At 38.7% G+C, this 12758-nt stretch carries 26 protein-coding genes; 23 read left to right on the forward strand and 3 right to left on the reverse strand.

The genetic code is table 11. The annotated features are described in order from the left end of the window. Nucleotides 1–192: 192 nt before the first annotated feature. Nucleotides 193–1257, reverse strand: coding sequence for an ATP-binding protein (locus MLC35_RS01240; protein WP_434637445.1), 1065 nt, complete (start codon nucleotides 1255–1257; stop codon nucleotides 193–195). Between the two features lie 177 nt (nucleotides 1258–1434). Here MLC35_RS01240 and rpsJ point away from each other — a divergent pair, with 177 nt between their 5' ends. From rpsJ to infA, 23 genes are all read left to right on the forward strand, one after another. After that, nucleotides 1435–1746, forward strand: coding sequence for a 30S ribosomal protein S10 (rpsJ, locus tag MLC35_RS01245; protein WP_013326019.1), 312 nt, complete (start codon nucleotides 1435–1437; stop codon nucleotides 1744–1746). An 8-nt stretch (nucleotides 1747–1754) separates the two neighbouring features. Next, complete coding sequence (gene rplC / locus MLC35_RS01250; protein WP_151901244.1) at nucleotides 1755–2330, forward strand: 50S ribosomal protein L3; 576 nt, start codon at nucleotides 1755–1757, stop codon at nucleotides 2328–2330. Continuing rightward, the gene (gene rplD / locus MLC35_RS01255) at nucleotides 2330–2944 is read left to right on the forward strand and encodes a 50S ribosomal protein L4 (protein WP_188109991.1); all 615 of its coding nucleotides are present in this window, start codon (nucleotides 2330–2332) and stop codon (nucleotides 2942–2944) included. Before rplC ends, rplD begins: the two co-directional genes overlap by 1 nt. Beyond that, the gene (locus MLC35_RS01260; protein ID WP_151901246.1) at nucleotides 2944–3225 is read left to right on the forward strand and encodes a 50S ribosomal protein L23; all 282 of its coding nucleotides are present in this window, start codon (nucleotides 2944–2946) and stop codon (nucleotides 3223–3225) included. Before rplD ends, MLC35_RS01260 begins: the two co-directional genes overlap by 1 nt. A 1-nt stretch (nucleotide 3226) precedes the next feature. Further along, on the forward strand, nucleotides 3227–4072 hold the full coding sequence (gene rplB, locus MLC35_RS01265; protein WP_151901247.1) for a 50S ribosomal protein L2: 846 nt from the start codon (nucleotides 3227–3229) through the stop codon (nucleotides 4070–4072). Nucleotides 4073–4074: 2 nt separating this feature from the next. Further along, on the forward strand, nucleotides 4075–4350 hold the full coding sequence (gene rpsS / locus MLC35_RS01270; RefSeq protein ID WP_151901248.1) for a 30S ribosomal protein S19: 276 nt from the start codon (nucleotides 4075–4077) through the stop codon (nucleotides 4348–4350). Between the two features lie 2 nt (nucleotides 4351–4352). Further along, the gene (gene rplV / locus MLC35_RS01275) at nucleotides 4353–4670 is read left to right on the forward strand and encodes a 50S ribosomal protein L22 (RefSeq protein WP_013326025.1); all 318 of its coding nucleotides are present in this window, start codon (nucleotides 4353–4355) and stop codon (nucleotides 4668–4670) included. A 1-nt stretch (nucleotide 4671) separates the two neighbouring features. Beyond that, nucleotides 4672–5388, forward strand: a complete 717-nt coding sequence (rpsC, locus tag MLC35_RS01280; RefSeq protein ID WP_151901249.1) for a 30S ribosomal protein S3 — start codon at nucleotides 4672–4674, stop codon at nucleotides 5386–5388. A gap of 2 nt (nucleotides 5389–5390) precedes the next feature. Further along, complete coding sequence (gene rplP / locus MLC35_RS01285) at nucleotides 5391–5816, forward strand: 50S ribosomal protein L16 (RefSeq protein WP_151901250.1); 426 nt, start codon at nucleotides 5391–5393, stop codon at nucleotides 5814–5816. Then, the gene (gene rpmC / locus MLC35_RS01290; protein ID WP_151901251.1) at nucleotides 5803–5991 is read left to right on the forward strand and encodes a 50S ribosomal protein L29; all 189 of its coding nucleotides are present in this window, start codon (nucleotides 5803–5805) and stop codon (nucleotides 5989–5991) included. The genes rplP and rpmC overlap by 14 nt, the downstream gene beginning before the upstream one ends. Before the next feature lie 9 nt (nucleotides 5992–6000). Then, nucleotides 6001–6246, forward strand: coding sequence for a 30S ribosomal protein S17 (gene rpsQ, locus MLC35_RS01295; protein WP_151901252.1), 246 nt, complete (start codon nucleotides 6001–6003; stop codon nucleotides 6244–6246). 4 nt (nucleotides 6247–6250) lie between these two features. Next, complete coding sequence (gene rplN, locus MLC35_RS01300; protein WP_013326030.1) at nucleotides 6251–6619, forward strand: 50S ribosomal protein L14; 369 nt, start codon at nucleotides 6251–6253, stop codon at nucleotides 6617–6619. Next, complete coding sequence (gene rplX, locus MLC35_RS01305; protein WP_151901253.1) at nucleotides 6619–6849, forward strand: 50S ribosomal protein L24; 231 nt, start codon at nucleotides 6619–6621, stop codon at nucleotides 6847–6849. Before rplN ends, rplX begins: the two co-directional genes overlap by 1 nt. A 3-nt stretch (nucleotides 6850–6852) precedes the next feature. Then, nucleotides 6853–7398, forward strand: a complete 546-nt coding sequence (gene rplE / locus MLC35_RS01310) for a 50S ribosomal protein L5 (protein ID WP_151901254.1) — start codon at nucleotides 6853–6855, stop codon at nucleotides 7396–7398. Beyond that, the gene (locus tag MLC35_RS01315; protein ID WP_151901255.1) at nucleotides 7398–7583 is read left to right on the forward strand and encodes a type Z 30S ribosomal protein S14; all 186 of its coding nucleotides are present in this window, start codon (nucleotides 7398–7400) and stop codon (nucleotides 7581–7583) included. The genes rplE and MLC35_RS01315 overlap by 1 nt, the downstream gene beginning before the upstream one ends. A gap of 72 nt (nucleotides 7584–7655) precedes the next feature. Continuing rightward, nucleotides 7656–8054 (forward strand): 30S ribosomal protein S8, encoded by a 399-nt coding sequence (rpsH, locus tag MLC35_RS01320; RefSeq protein WP_151901256.1) that lies wholly within the window; start codon nucleotides 7656–7658, stop codon nucleotides 8052–8054. Nucleotides 8055–8063: 9 nt separating this feature from the next. Next, nucleotides 8064–8600 (forward strand): 50S ribosomal protein L6, encoded by a 537-nt coding sequence (rplF, locus tag MLC35_RS01325; protein WP_151901257.1) that lies wholly within the window; start codon nucleotides 8064–8066, stop codon nucleotides 8598–8600. Nucleotides 8601–8613: 13 nt separating this feature from the next. Beyond that, complete coding sequence (gene rplR / locus MLC35_RS01330) at nucleotides 8614–8970, forward strand: 50S ribosomal protein L18 (RefSeq protein WP_151901258.1); 357 nt, start codon at nucleotides 8614–8616, stop codon at nucleotides 8968–8970. A gap of 8 nt (nucleotides 8971–8978) precedes the next feature. Beyond that, nucleotides 8979–9419: a 30S ribosomal protein S5 gene (gene rpsE / locus MLC35_RS01335; RefSeq protein ID WP_151901259.1), complete on the forward strand. Its 441-nt coding sequence runs from the start codon at nucleotides 8979–8981 to the stop codon at nucleotides 9417–9419. 4 nt (nucleotides 9420–9423) lie between these two features. After that, nucleotides 9424–9822 (forward strand): 50S ribosomal protein L15, encoded by a 399-nt coding sequence (rplO, locus tag MLC35_RS01340; protein ID WP_151901260.1) that lies wholly within the window; start codon nucleotides 9424–9426, stop codon nucleotides 9820–9822. Nucleotides 9823–9824: 2 nt separating this feature from the next. Then, a complete protein-coding gene (secY, locus tag MLC35_RS01345) occupies nucleotides 9825–11087 on the forward strand; it encodes a preprotein translocase subunit SecY (protein WP_226067371.1) in 1263 nt (420 codons plus the stop codon). A gap of 2 nt (nucleotides 11088–11089) precedes the next feature. Then, nucleotides 11090–11848, forward strand: a complete 759-nt coding sequence (gene map, locus MLC35_RS01350; RefSeq protein ID WP_151901262.1) for a type I methionyl aminopeptidase — start codon at nucleotides 11090–11092, stop codon at nucleotides 11846–11848. A gap of 36 nt (nucleotides 11849–11884) precedes the next feature. Then, complete coding sequence (gene infA, locus MLC35_RS01355) at nucleotides 11885–12103, forward strand: translation initiation factor IF-1 (RefSeq protein ID WP_151901263.1); 219 nt, start codon at nucleotides 11885–11887, stop codon at nucleotides 12101–12103. A gap of 29 nt (nucleotides 12104–12132) precedes the next feature. Here infA and MLC35_RS01360 read toward each other — a convergent pair whose 3' ends face one another. Both MLC35_RS01360 and MLC35_RS01365 read right to left on the reverse strand, forming a co-directional pair. Continuing rightward, nucleotides 12133–12426 carry a chorismate mutase gene (locus MLC35_RS01360; protein WP_151901264.1) on the reverse strand — a complete coding sequence of 98 codons (294 nt, stop codon included), beginning with the start codon at nucleotides 12424–12426 and terminating at the stop codon, nucleotides 12133–12135. A 126-nt stretch (nucleotides 12427–12552) separates the two neighbouring features. Then, complete coding sequence (locus MLC35_RS01365) at nucleotides 12553–12756, reverse strand: hypothetical protein (RefSeq protein WP_434580877.1); 204 nt, start codon at nucleotides 12754–12756, stop codon at nucleotides 12553–12555. Nucleotides 12757–12758 lie beyond the last annotated feature (2 nt).

Genomic DNA, 12758 nt, shown 5'->3' on the forward strand with positions numbered 1-12758 from the left:
TCGCAACACTCTGCCATTCTCAGCCCGGACTGCATTCCACGTTCCAAAAAAGCTGGAAATCTCCCCGGAACCGGTACTTCAGTGCCGGCTGTCGCAACACTCTGCCATTCTCAGCCCGGACTGCATTCCACGTTCCAAAAAAGCTGGAAATCTCCCCGGAACCGGTACTTCAGTACCGGCTGTTGCAACTTTTTAATCTCCCAGTGCCCAGATATCAAAAGGGATGATATCCACACTGCTGAGCGGATGCGCGATATTTCCCTCTTTGTTCATGGTTATGACCGTGATTTTGGTAATTCCGTAGCTGAATATAAAAGCTTCAATACTTTCAAGTTTCTTAAAGAGTCTGCGTTCATCCACAAAAGGTTTGCAAAGAATAATTTCATCGTTTGTGGGAAGATAAAAATCAATACCTTCTTCATAATAACATTCGGCAGATGATTTAAGCAGTTCAAGATAGACCATGTTTTCAAAAAGTTTTGCAAAGTTTTTTTCAATGCTTAAGGCACTTTTTAAAGAAGTATCACACAGATAGACTTTTTTTGTTGCACGTGTATGCTGATATTTTGCCAGTAAATGAATATACTTTTTTTCTGCCAAAAGAGCAAAAGATGCATACAATCTGTCTTTAGAAATTTTACGCGTACTTTTAAGCCTTTCATATAATGTATAGGCAGAGAGCTTCTGCGACATGAATTTTGCACATAAACACAATATGTCAAATTCAATTTCGCTCAGGGCGAACTGTAAAATATTTTGCAAATAAATTACTCGTTCATCCGGTGCTACAGTATGCATAGATGCAAGTCCTCCGAGTTGAAAAAAGTGGTTGAGCGCACTTGAGTCATATTTGTGCTCATATGCCAAAAATTCTTCATAATCAAGCGGATAAAGTGTCAAAGGCTTCAAAAAGTCAAAATTGTAGGGAATTTCACTTGTAATGACCAACTGCGAAACATTCACGAATTTGATGGTTGGATTGTAGTTATCCAAAACAAGTGTGTCAATTTTGTTGATATTGCAAAAAGAGGGGAGCGCGGCATTGAGTTTTTCGCTCTCTATGCGTACATCATTGCAGTTGATATAAAGATAGGAACTCTTTTTTAAAGATAAAAGATAGTTTTTGACCAAACGGGTTTTTCCGCTTTTGGTGATACCGCTGATTTGGTATGATCTGTCATCTATAAAAACTTTTCTTTGTATATATTTTTCTACATGTAAGTCGGTTTTATAAAATTCTTCGAGTAGTATTTCCATAAAATTTCCAATTTTTAAACTATCCAATTGTATCATTTCCTTATTAAAAGGAAATAAATTATAAAGAAAAACGATTTTTGGACCCTAAATCCTTGAATATTCAGAGCTCTTTGAGTATAATTCCGTTCCCTTAAAATAGTTGGGCTAGGATCCAACGAGTTCTTTAGAAGGAAAAACATGGAAAAAATTCGTTTAAAATTGAAAGCTTACGATCATCGTGTGTTAGATAGATCAGTAGCGTCAATCGTAGAGGCTGTAAAGCGTACAGGTGCCGTAATTCGTGGTCCAATACCTTTACCAACAAAAATTCGTAAATATACAGTATTGAAATCAGTTCACGTTAACAAAAAAGCGCGTGAGCAGTTTGAGATTCGTATGCACGCAAGAATGATCGACATCGTTTCTGCAACACCGGAAACAGTGGATTCATTAATGAAACTAGATCTTGCACCGGAAGTGGACGTTGAAGTTCGCTCTATGGACAAATAGGAGTAATCGTGGAATATATTGTTGAAAAAATCGGTATGAGCCGTACTATCACAGTTCCGTCTAAACCAGTTACTCTGTTAAGAGTTTTAGATGCGAAAGTATGTGAAGTGAATGAAGGTACTGCTATTGTCGCGTATAACAGTGGTAAAAAAATGAATAAAGCAATAGAAGGTCAACAGAAGAAATACAACCTTCCGACTGAATTTAACCGTTTTGTTACATTAGAAGTAACAAATACCGAAGCCGGTGATTTGGATTTAGCTCCGCTTGCAGAGGCAAGTGTACTTAAAACTACTTTCAACACAAAAGGTCGTGGTTTTTCAGGTGCAATGAAGCGTTGGAATTTCGGTGGTGGTCCTGCATCTCACGGTCACAGATTTGGTCGTAGAACAGGTTCTATCGGTAATGCTGAATGGCCAGGTCGTGTAATGAAGGGTAAAAAAATGCCTGGACAATACGGAAATACACAAAACAGTGTGAAAAATGAAATCGTTTCTTTCGATGCTGAAAACAAAATCATTGCGGTTTTAGGTTCAGTTTCAGGTGCTAACGGTTCTTTAGGTCGTGTAAAGGTAGCTAAATAATGAGCGCAATCGTTTTAAATGAAAAAATGGAAAAAGCATCTGAGTTAGCATTGCCAGAGTCTTTCTCTGGAATTAACCCTCATAACCTTTACCTTTATGTAAAGTCTGCTCAGGCTGCACAACGTGCAAACACAGCGACAACTAAGGGTAGAAGTGAAGTACGCGGTGGTGGTAAAAAACCATGGGCTCAAAAAGGTGGCGGTCGTGCCCGTGCGGGTTCTCGTCGTTCTCCTATATTCGTAGGCGGTGGTAAAGCTTTTGGTTCTCAAAACAACCGCAACTACGATTTAAAAGTAAACAAAAAGCAGAAAAAACTTGCTTTAAACTTTGCTTTGAATGAGCATGCACAAAATGGTACTCTTTTTATCGTTGACAGCATCTCTGTTGAGTCTGGTAAAACTAAAGATGCGGCAGCAATGTTCAAAGCTTTAGGTCAAAGAGATACACTTTTTGTTAAATCTTTATTGGATGAAAAAACATATTTGGCGTTTGAAAATCTGCACCAGACATATGTTATTGAATCTAATGAGTTAAACGCATACTTAGCTGCCAACTATCGCTCAATCGTGATAGAAAAAGCTGTATGGGAAACTTTGACAAGTGAGGCTAAGTAATGGCTGATATTACAGATATTAAATCTATTTTATATACAGAAAAGACTTTGGGTTTACAAGAAGATGGTGTTATAGTTGTTCAAACATCACCACGTATGACTAAAACAGGTCTTAAAGAGGTGTTTAGAGAGTATTTCGGAATAATTCCAACAAAAATCAACTCTCTGAATCAAAGCGGAAAAGTAAAACGTTTCCGTGGTGTACAGGGGAAACAAAATGACTTTAAAAAGTTCTATGTTACTCTCCCTGAAGGTGCACAAATAGAAAGTTTGGCGGTATAAGATGGCAATTAAAACTTATAGACCGATAACTCCGTCTCGTCGTTTTTATACGAATGTAGACAGTTCAGATATCACTGCTAAAGCGAGTGTCCGTTCATTACTTGTAAAACTTCCGACAACTGCCGGTCGTAACAACAATGGTCGTATCACTTCTCGTCACAAACAGGCTGGGGCGAAAAAGCTTTACCGTATTATTGATTTTAAAAGAAACAAGTTTGGTGTACCGGGTACAGTCTCTACTATTGAGTATGATCCGTACCGTAACTGTCGTATCGCATTAATTACATATGCAGACGGTGAAAAAAGATACATCTTGCAACCAAAAGGTTTAAATGTTGGCGATACAGTTGAAGCTGCAGAGTCTGGTTTGGATGTTAAACCGGGTAATACGATGAAACTCAAAAACATTCCTGTCGGTACACTTGTTCATAATGTTGAGTTAAAAGTGGGCAAAGGCGGACAAATGGTTCGTTCAGCCGGAACTTCAGCTCAGATTATGGGTCGTGACGGCAAATATGTATCTTTACGTATGCCTTCATCAGAAATGCGTTTAGTGCTTGGTGAGTGTTTAGCTACTGTAGGAATTGTTGGAAATGAAGAATTTGCCAACATTGTTATAGCAAAAGCCGGTCGTCAGCGTCACCTTGGTATTCGTCCACAGACTCGTGGTTCTGCGATGAACCCGATTGATCACCCGCATGGTGGTGGTGAAGGTAAAACGAACTCAGGTCGTCATCCGGTTACTCCTTGGGGTAAACCAACGAAGGGTGCTAAAACTCGTCGTAAGAAAGCTAGTGATAAGTTAATTATTACTCGCCGTAAACCAAATGCTAAAAGGGTAGGTTAATAATGGCTCGTTCAGTAAAAAAAGGTCCATTCGTAGATGATCATTTAATGAAAAAAGTGGAGGCTATGAAAGCCGAAGCGAAGAAAAAACCTATTAAGACATGGTCAAGAAGATCTATGATTCTTCCTGACATGGTTGGTTTGACAATAAATGTTCACAATGGTCGCCAGTTCGTTCCTGTATATGTTACAGAGAACCATATTGGTTATAAACTTGGTGAATTTGCACCAACTCGTACATTCAAGGGCCACAAGGGCTCTGTTCAGAAGAAGGGGTAGTCATGGCTAGAGCATTACTAAAATTTATCCGTGTATCACCTATCAAATCTCGTCTTATTGCACGTGAAGTGCAGGGTATGAATGCTGAAGAGGCAATGGCAGCTTTAGAATTCACTCCAAACAAGGCGGCAAAAATTATCTCTAAAGTAATTGCGTCTGCAGTTGCGAACAGCGGTAGTGAAGCTGAAGATTGTGTAATTACATCATGTCGTGTTGACAATGGTCCAGTACTTAAACGTTTCCGTCCACGTGCTCGTGGTATGGCGTCTGGTATTCGTAAACCAACAGCACATATCTTAGTAGAAGTAGAGGGTAAATAGTATGGGTCAAAAAGTTAATCCTATTGGTTTACGTCTTGGAATCAACCGTAACTGGGAATCAAGATGGTTTCCTAACTTTAAAACAGCTCCTGCTGCTTTGGGTGAAGATCACAAGATAAGAACATATTTGAAAAAAGAGCTTTACTATGCTGGTGTTTCCAACATCATCATTGAAAGAACAGTGAAAAGACTTCGTGTAACTATCGTTGCTGCTCGTCCTGGTATCATTATCGGGAAGAAAGGTGCTGATATCGAAAAACTTAAAACTGCTGTTCAAAAGTTAGTTGGTAAGTCAATCTCTATCAATATCAAAGAAGAGAAAAAAGCACAGACTTCGGCACAATTGGTTGCTGAAAATGTTGCGACTCAACTGGAACGTCGTGTTGCATTTCGTAGAGCTATGAAAAAAGTTATGCAGGGTGCGCAGCGTTCTGGTGCAAAAGGTATCAAAGTTGCAGTTGCAGGTCGTTTAGGCGGTGCTGAAATGGCAAGAACTGAATGGTATTTGGAAGGACGTGTTCCTCTTCATACTCTTCGTGCAAAAATTGATTACGGTTTTGCCGAGGCACATACAACATACGGTATTATCGGTGTTAAAGTATGGATCTTCAAAGGGGAAGTACTGACTAAAGGTATTCCTGCAGAAGCGAAAGAAGAGAAAAAAGAGCGTCGTGGTAGAAAACCAGCCAGACGTGAAAATAGTGAAAAGGCTGAATAATCATGTTAATGCCAAAAAGAACAAAATATCGTAAAGTGATGAAAGGACGTAACCGCGGTTACGCTCGTTCTGGTTATAAATTATCTTTTGGTGACATCGCATTCAAAGCGGTAGAAGCAGGTCGTATTAACTCTCGTCAGATTGAGTCGGCTCGTATTTCTGCAACACGTCACATTAAAAGACAAGGTAAGATTTGGATTCGTGTGTTCCCTGCCAAGCCGTTAACTGCAAAACCTCTTGAAACTCGTATGGGTAAAGGTAAGGGTGCAGTTGATCAGTGGGTAATGAACATTAAACCAGGTCGTATAATCTTTGAAATGGGTGGTGTACCGGAAGAGCTTGCTCGTGAAGCATTGACTCTTGCTATGCACAAACTTCCATTCAAATGTAAAATTGTTACTGCGGAGATGAACAATGAAATATTCTGATTTAGCAGATAAAAATGCAGCAGAGCTTCAGGCGATGCTCAAAGAGAAAAAGACAGAACTGTTTACTTTAAAAATTAAACAAAAAATGATGCAATTACAAAATACTAGCGAACTTCGTGTTGCTAAAAAAGATATTGCTAGAATCAATACTGCACTTGCTGCAGTAGCAAAGTAGGGGCGGGCGATGGCTAATAAGCGTGAAATTCAAGGTAACGTAATTAAAATTGCAGGCGATAAAACAGTCACTGTACTTGTTGAACGTCGTGTAATGCATCCTCGTTATCATAAAGTTGTAAAACGTTTCAAAAAGTACCTGGTACATGATGAGCGTAATGAAGTAAAAGTCGGAGACGAGATTATTGCAATCGAGTGTCGTCCGCTTTCTAAGACTAAATCTTTTAGACTTAAATCAGTTGTAAAAGGAGCGTAGTAGTATGATACAAGGTTTTACTCGTTTAAATGTAGCTGATAATACAGGTGCTAAAGAGATTATGTGTATTAAGGTACTTGGCGGTTCCAAGCGTCGTTATGCATCAGTGGGTGACGTTATCGTTGCTTCTGTAAAAAAAGCGATCCCGACTGCCAAAGTTAAAAAAGGTAAAGTTGTAAAAGCTGTTGTTGTTAGAACGCATAAAGAAGTCCAACGTGAAAACGGTTCTTTAATCCGTTTTGATGACAATGCGGCAGTTATACTTGATGACAAGAGAGAACCAATCGGTACTCGTATCTTTGGACCAATCGGTCGTGAAGTACGTTACGCAGGATTCATGAAAATTGTATCTCTTGCTCCGGAGGTTGTGTAATGGCAAAATTTAAGTTTAAAAAAGGCGATATTGTAGAAATTATCGCTGGAGATGACAAAGGTACAAAAGCAGCTGTACTTGCGGTATTTCCTAAGAAAAACAAAGTAATCGTTGAGGGTTGTAAAATAGCGAAAAAAGCTGTTAAACCAACTGAAGAGAATACAAAAGGCGGGCATATCAAAAAAGAGATGCCAATCGATGTTTCAAACGTACGCAAAGTGGAGGCATAATAGATGGCTCGTTTAAAAGAAAAATATTTAGCGCTTAAGCCGGAAATTCAAGCAGCTTTAGATATTAAAAATGTAATGCAGATTCCTGAATTTGACAAAATTGTTATCTCTGTCGGTGCAGGTTTTGCTATGAAAGATAACAAACTCATTAAAAATATTGAAGATACTATCACTACTATAGCCGGTCAAAAAGCTTCTACTGTGATTGCGAAGAAATCTGTTGCAGGTTTTAAAGTACGTGAAGGTATGCCTGTAGGTGTTCGTGTAACACTTCGTGGTGAAAATATGTATAACTTCTTCGATCGCCTTGTTTCTATCGCACTTCCTCGTGTGAAAGATTTCCGTGGTGTTCCGAGAAATGGTTTTGACGGTCGCGGTAACTATAACTTCGGTCTTCAGGAACAACTTATTTTCCCTGAAATCAGCTATGATTCAATCATGCAGATTCATGGTATGAATATTACAATAGTAACATCTGCAGATTCAGACAAGGCGGCATTTACTCTTTTAGAGAAAATGGGAATGCCTTTTAGTAAAGGGAGCAACTAATGGCTAAGAAGTCAATGATAGCTAAAGCAAAACGTACTCCAAAATTTAAGGTACGTGGTTATACACGTTGTCAGATTTGTGGTCGTCCACACTCTGTACTGAGAGATTTTGGAATTTGTCGTATCTGTTTTAGAAAAATGGCAAATGAAGGTTTAATACCAGGTGTTAGAAAGTCTTCTTGGTAAGCCAAGAGGAAACTGCTAGCAGTCAGCAGTTATTTTGCAAAAACAAAATAACTACAAACAAGGAAAATATAAATGGCAATTAATGATTTAGTATCAGATGCGTTAACACGTATTCGTAATGCCGGTATGAGAAGATTACCGGTTACTACTTTGGTACACTCTAAAAGTGTAGAAGCAGTAGCAAATATCTTAGTAGACAAAGGTTACATTGAGTCTTGTAATGTAATCGAAGACGGTGTGAAAAAAACTATCAAAGTTGTACTGAAGTACGGTGAAGATGGAAAATCTGTAATCAATGAAATGAAAAGAGTTTCAAAGCCTGGACGTCGTGTTTATAAAGGTAAAGAAGATATTAAACGTTTCAAAAACGGTTACGGAACTATTATTGTAAGTACATCACATGGCGTACTACCAAATGACAAAGCATATGAGCTTGGCATTGGTGGTGAAGTTATGTGTACGGTATGGTAGGAGTATAGCATGTCAAGAATTGGAAAAAATCCTGTAGAATTTGCCAGTGACATTACTGTTACTACAAATGGAAATGTTATAACTTTTGCTAAAGGCAAAAACAGTGTTGATTTAGATACTAAAGGTTATGTGACTTTCGAAGTAGAAGGAAACACTTTAACTTTTAAAAATCTTTCAGACTCTCGTGAGCATAGAGCTTTCTGGGGAACTTTCAGAGCATTGGCCCAAAATATCGTAACAGGTTTGACTACCGGCTATGAGAAAAAACTTGAAATTAACGGTGTTGGTTACAGAGCAGCCGTTAAAGGAAAAGTTTTAAATCTTCAGCTTGGTTTCTCTCATGATATCAATTATGAGTTACCTGAAGGTTTGGAAGCAAGCGTTGAAAAGAATGTGATAACTCTTAAAAGCCATGACAAACAAATGTTGGGTCAGGCAGCTGCAGAGATCAGATCATTCCGTCCACCAGAGCCTTACAAAGGTAAAGGTGTTAAATACATAGATGAGCATATCGTGCGTAAAGCCGGTAAAACTGCTAAGAAATAAGGGAGGAAGATAGATGAATGCTAAAGTATTAAAAAGCAAAATTGCGAATCGTTTAAAACGTAAGCGTCGTATCCGTGCAAAAATATCTGGTAGTGCTGAACTTCCTCGTGTTTCTGTATTTAAATCAAACCGTTACTTAAGTGTACAGGCAATTGATGATGCAACTGCAACAACAATTTGTTCACTACACTCAAAGGCTACTGGTCACAAAGCTAATAAAGAAGGTGCTGCTGCACTTGGTGAGGCATTTGCTGCCAAACTCAAAGAAGCAAACATCTCTGAGATTGTATTTGACCGTAATGGTTACCAATATCACGGCGTAATTGCTGCATTTGGTGACGCAATTCGTGCAAACGAAATCAAGTTCTAGGAGCACAGATGGAAATCAATAGAGATGATTTTGAAGAATCAATAGTAAATATTGGTCGTGTAACAAAAGTTGTTAAGGGTGGTAGACGTTTTCGTTTTACTGCACTTATCGTTGTTGGTGACAAAAACGGTACTGTAGGTTATGGTGTTGGTAAAGCAAAAGAGGTTCCTGATGCTATACGCAAAGCTGTAGACAATGCTTTTAAAAATTTAACAACTGTTAAGATAAAAGGTTCTACAATAGCACATGACATTGAGCACAAGTACAATGCCAGTCGTGTTTTATTAAAGCCGGCATCAGAAGGTACCGGTGTTATTGCCGGTGGAGCAGCGAGACCTGTTCTTGAACTTGCAGGGATTAAAGATATCCTTACAAAGTCAATCGGTTCAAACAATCCAAACACACTGGTACGTGCTACAATTGAAGCACTTTCTCGTATAAAAGGATAGGAAAATGGGTATTGAAAATTTACAACCTGCTCCGGGTTCAACACATTCTCGCAAACGTGTTGGGCGTGGTCAAGGTTCTGGTACTGGTAAGACTGCCGCTCGTGGTCAAAAAGGTCAGAAATCTCGTTCAGGTTACAAAAGAAAAAGAAACTTTGAAGGTGGGCAACAGCCACTTGCAAAACGTTTGCCAAAAATCGGTTTTCACTCGAAAGTGATCAAACCGTATGTGATAAACGTTGAAAAAATCAAAGCTGTAGCAGAACTTGGTGAAATTACAATGGAATCAATCCGTTCAGTTCACAAGGTTGCTTCTTCAGTGACTAAAATTAAACTAGTAGGTGCCAAAGCAAAAGATTTGGCATCGAAAATTAAAGACGAAAACGTTACAACAACAGGTAACTAGTTGTGAATAAAAATCTAGTAAATAAGATACTTATTACTATCGGTTTTTTATTTATCTACCGCCTACTGGCCTATGTGCCGGTTCCTGGCGTAGATACAGCTGTTATTGCTTCTTTCTTCGACTCACATCAATCAGACGCATTGGGATTGTTTAACATGTTCAGCGGAAATGCTGTACAGAGACTCTCTATTATTTCACTCGGCATTATGCCTTATATCACCGCCTCAATTATTATGGAGCTTTTAGCTGCAACATTTCCGACACTTGGTCAAATGAAAAAAGAGCGTGACGGTATGGTGAAATATATGCAGATTATTCGTTATGCGACTATCGTTATAACATTAATTCAGGCTGTCGGTGTCAGTGTAGGACTGCAAAGCTTAACCGGACCTACGGGCAACTCTGCAATTCTTGCCGATCACACTACATTTATCATGCTTTCTGCTGTTTCAATGCTTGCAGGTACAATGCTATTAATGTGGATTGGTGAGCAGATTACACAAAGCGGAATCGGTAATGGTATCTCTCTTATTATCTTCGCAGGTATTGTTTCGGCAATTCCAAGAGCAATTGGTCAAACAATCGAAATGGTAAATACCGGTGCAATGAGTTTTATTACTGTCATAGCAATTCTTGCTTTGATTCTGACAACGGTAGGAATTATCATTTATGTTGAGCTTGGTGAGCGTCGTGTGCCTATAACCTATGCGAAAAAGACGATGATGCAAAACCAAAACAAACGTGTAATGAACTATATTCCTATTAAAGTGAATCTGGCGGGTGTTATCCCGGTTATCTTTGCCTCGGCAATTTTAATGTTTCCGATGACTGTGCTTTCAAGCAGTACAAATCCGGCTATTCAGGCTATTGCGGATTATCTGAATCCAAACAGTTACTTTTTTAACTTTTTGACCTTTGTGTTTGTTGTGTTTTTTGCATTCTTTTATGCCTCAATCACATTCAACGCAAAAGACATTGCGGATAATCTCAAACGTCAAGGCGGGTTTATTCCCGGTATTCGTACCGGTGATGCTACGAGAGAGTTCTTGAATGAAACGGCAAGCAGATTGACATTTACCGGAGCACTCTATCTTGGACTCGTTGCGACTCTGCCTTTTATGATTATAAAAGGGATGGGGGTACCGTTCTTCTTTGGCGGTACTGCCGTGCTGATCGTTGTGCAGGTTGCTCTTGACACAATGAGAAAAATTGAAGCTCAGATATACATGAGTAAATATGAAACTCTCAGTGCAGTTGGTCTGTAGCAATGGCTATTGCGCTTAGAAAACCTCAAGAAATTGAAAAACTTCGTGCCGCCAACAAAATTGTCGGCGGCACATTAGACCTTCTTCGTAAAAATACCAAAGTCGGTATGAGTTTAAAAGAGATGGATGCTATGGCAGAGGATTATATTCGCTCTCATGGTGCAAAACCCTCTTTTAAAGGATTGTACGGCTTCCCAAATGCGGTATGCACCTCACTCAATGAAGTTATTATTCATGGCATTCCAAGTGACTACAAACTCCAGGAAGGAGATGTTATAGGGTATGATATTGGAACAGAACTTGATGGCTGGTTCGGTGATGCCGCAATAAGTATGGGTGTCGGAGAAATCAGCAAAGAAGATGAAGATTTGATTGCCTGTGCAAAAGATACTTTGTATTATGCTATTGAAAATATCAAAGAAGGAATGCGCTTTAAAGAACTTTCCTATTTAATGGAACAGTTCATATTGGAGCGCGGTTTTGTTCCTTTACGTAATTTTTGTGGGCACGGAATAGGAAGAAAACCTCATGAAGAACCTGAAATTCCTAATTATTTGGCGGGCGGAAATGCGAAATCCGGACCGAAAATAAAAAACGGAATGGTTTTTTGTCTGGAACCTATGATATGTCAAAAAGAGCCAAAACCTGTTATCTTGGATAACGGGTGGGATGTTGTCAGTACCGACGGTTTACGCGGTTCTCACTATGAGCACACTGTCGCAGTTGTTGACGGTAAAGCTGAAATTTTATCTCTTGCGTGAGAGTTAAAGTAAGAAATTTCTTTATAAAGGACTAAAATGGCTAAAGCAGATGTTATTGAAGTTGACGGCAAGATTATAGAGGCTTTGCCGAACGCAACTTTTCGTGTTGAATTAGAAAACGGACATGTTATACTGTGTCATATCGCAGGTAAAATGCGTATGCACTATATTAAAATACTTCCAGGAGACAAAGTGAAACTTGAGTTGACACCATACTCTTTGGACAAAGGGCGTATCACCTACAGATACAAATAGGCAAAAGAGGTCCCGGCCTCTTTTTAATTTTAAAAATTCCCGGCGTTTCTTAACTCACTTATTTCCGTTTCAACCATTTCATCAATCATTATCTTAAAGAGTTCAGAGATCATATTCGGATTGACATTGAGTTCAATCGCCTTTTTTCTTACTTTCTGCATAATATCATCAATTCTGTCCTGGGCTTTTACCTCTGCCACACTCTCTTTGAAACCGGCTGCCTGACGAATTAAATGGCTGCGCTCAGATATCAGTTCAACAAGTTTTTTGTCAATAATATCCACCTCGTCTCTTACTTCCTGCAGTGTATTGCATTTTTTCATATTTTTACTCCTTTTTCAAGTTTTGTTAACACTATTGTAACAATTTAAGTATATAATCTTACTTGCGATTCTCCTTGTATATCTTTAACATGATTCATTATGGATATGCGTCCATAGAGCCCAGGATTAATTGGGCTTTATACTCTTTTTTACTGCTTTGGGCAAATGTGCAAAAGGCATTTCAGTATTCGTTTTTTCATTTTTTTCTATCTTTATTACATCCACTGTCATATTTGAAGGGTTAAAACGTAAAACTTTGTAAAAGATATTGTCCTGTATATATTCTACATTTTTTTTACTTAAATCATGTGTTTGTTTCTTTTTTGCCATTG

It is taken from the genome of Sulfurimonas sp. NW7 (assembly GCF_051132265.1).
Classification (GTDB): Bacteria; Campylobacterota; Campylobacteria; order Campylobacterales; family Sulfurimonadaceae; genus Sulfurimonas; species Sulfurimonas hydrogeniphila.